This is a genomic window from Streptosporangium sp. NPDC006007 (assembly GCF_040614315.1).
GTDB lineage: Bacteria > Actinomycetota > Actinomycetes > Streptosporangiales > Streptosporangiaceae > Streptosporangium.
The window spans coordinates 1-2415 of record NZ_JBEXUG010000094.1; the positions used below are offsets into that span (position 1 = coordinate 1).

General features: G+C 65.3%; 2 protein-coding genes. One reads left to right on the forward strand and one right to left on the reverse strand.

Features of this window, described 5'->3' with window-relative positions; genetic code table 11:
* Positions 1-334: 334 nt before the first annotated feature.
* Entirely contained in the window at positions 335-2143 is a 1809-nt protein-coding gene (locus ABZ194_RS30220; RefSeq protein ID WP_355600424.1) for a CoA transferase, read from the reverse strand.
* Between the two features lie 210 nt (positions 2144-2353).
* On the opposite strand from ABZ194_RS30220, the gene ABZ194_RS30225 reads away from it, so the two are divergent.
* The coding region (locus ABZ194_RS30225) for a LacI family DNA-binding transcriptional regulator (RefSeq protein ID WP_202863478.1) at positions 2354-2415 on the forward strand (62 nt) is incomplete at its 3' end.

Sequence of the window (2415 nt, forward strand, 5' to 3'; positions counted from 1 at the left end):
GCACATTTCCCCGAAAAGTGCCACTTGCGGAGACCCGGTCGTCAGCTTGTCGTCGGTTCAGGGCAGGGTCGTTAAATAGCCGCTTATGTCTATTGCTGGTTTACCGGTTTATTGACTACCGGAAGCAGTGTGACCGTGTGCTTCTCAAATGCCTGAGGTTTCAGCAAAAAACCCCTCAAGACCCGTTTAGAGGCCCCAAGGGGTTATGCTAGTTATTGCTCAGCGGTGGCAGCAGCCTAGGTTAATTAAGCTGCGCTAGTAGACGAGTCCATGTGCTGGCGTTCAAATTTCGCAGCAGCGGTTTCTTTACCAGACTCGAGTACTTACTTAAATGTCATGACGAAGCTCCTCCGAAGATCCACGGCGAAACGGCGATCGCGCAGCCGTTTCTCTCGAACCGCGCGGGATGACGGGAGACGAGGCTGCCCAGATCCCGCCGGACCGGCACCGCGATCGAGCCCAGCCTGCCTTCCCAGTCCGCCATCGGCCGCGTGCCCAGCGCCTTGGTGATCGCGTCCGCCAGTTCTTCCGGCGGCGGCACGGGAATGTCCAGCTTCGAGCACAGGGCTTCGACGTCTTCGGTCACGATCGCGAGGAGCCCATCGGCCGCGGCGAAGACACCGTCGACGGCGGCGGGTGACGGCTCGCGCAGGAGGGCGTCGGCCGCCGCGAGCAGCGACGTCGTGACCGAGCCGCCCCGGCCGGTGCGCTGACGGGCCACCAGCGCGGCCACGATCCCTTCCGCCGAAACGAATCCGCCCGCGATGTCCACCATGATCATCAACGTCGGGCGCGGCGGTTCGCCTGCGGGCGTCAGCGCGTCGGCCACCCCGGAGTAGGCCTGGACCATGTAGTCCGTACCGGCGGGCGGCCGCGTCCCCAGCGCGTCGCCCCAGCCGCACGCGGCCGCGTAGACCAGCCCGGGGTTCACCGCGTGCATCGCCGCCGCGTCCAGGCCGAGTTCGACGTCCTTGCCCGGTGCCCAGTTGTGCAGGAACACGTCGGCGTCGCGGATCAGGTCCATGACCTCGTCGCGGCCCGCCGCGGATTTGAAGTCGATCTCGGCGATCCGCTTGCCGTCGTTGAGCACGCGGAACTTCGCCGAGCAGTCGCCCGCCATCGGCGGCATACCCCGCAGCGGGTCGCCACCCGGCGGTTCGATCCGGGTGACGGTCGCGCCGAGCAACGACAGCAACCGGGTCGCCAGCGGGCCCTGCACGCGGCGGGTCGACTCGACGACGTGGATCCCGGCGAGCGGCAGACCGGCGCCGGAACCGGATGCCGGCGGTGCCGCCCGTCCGGCGCGTAGTGTCCACGGCGGCAAGCCCGCGTCCGGGTCGGCGCGCCGTTCCGACACTGTCCGAACAGGACAGACGTGCATCCCGGTCGACGCGGCGACCGCGCGGATCTCCTCGAACGACGTGGACTCGACCGCCTCGTGCAGCTCGCGCGGAAGCACCGCCGACGCGCGCTCATAACGGAGGAGGAACGGCCGCCAGCCTCGCGCGATCGCGCGCTCCGGCGCCCCCAGCGAGGACCAGAATCCCTGCCAGGCCTCACCACTGAAGGACTCGACCTCGAACGCGATCCCGTCGGCGGAGACGAACGGCGGCCGCGCCGTCGACGGCAGGTCTTCGTAGCCCTCGGGATCCTCGTCCGCGGTGGCCGCGGCGATGTACTGCCCGACGGCGAGCAACGCGACGCCGTTCGCGTCGAGCTCGATGCGGGCCACGGGATTTCCGCGCAGTTGAGCTAAAGTCGCGGCCAGCATGCCCTGGACGGTGGCGATCCCGGTGAGGATCGAAACGTAGTCGACACCCAGTGGCCGCGGCTGCGCCTCGGAACGACCGTGCAGCGCCATGATCCCGCAGTCGGCCTGTACGAGGTTCTCCGGGAACGGCTCGCGCGGACTGGCCTCGACCGAGACGCCCGGCCCGCTCAGGCCGAATAGACCGGGCGGCCCGCCACCGACGTCGGCATCCAGCATCCGCAGCCGGTCGAGAATCGTCTCGACGACCGGGCCGGATCCGGGGAGCTGGGCGTGGAAACCCTTCAAGGGCGCGGAAAACGACATCGACTGGAAATAGAGGTTTTCGTCCCCCGGATCCTGGCTGTGGTGATGATGGTGATGGCTGCTGCCCATGGTATATCTCCTTATTAAAGTTAAACAAAATTATTTCTACAGGGGAATTGTTATCCGCTCACAATTCCCCTATAGTGAGTCGTATTAATTTCCTAATGCAGGAGTCGCATAAGGGAGAGCGTCGAGATCCCGGACACCATCGAATGGCGCAAAACCTTTCGCGGTATGGCATGATAGCGCCCGGAAGAGAGTCAATTCAGGGTGGTGAATGTGAAACCAGTAACGTTATACGATGTCGCAGAGTATGCCGGTGTCTCTTATCAGACCGTTTC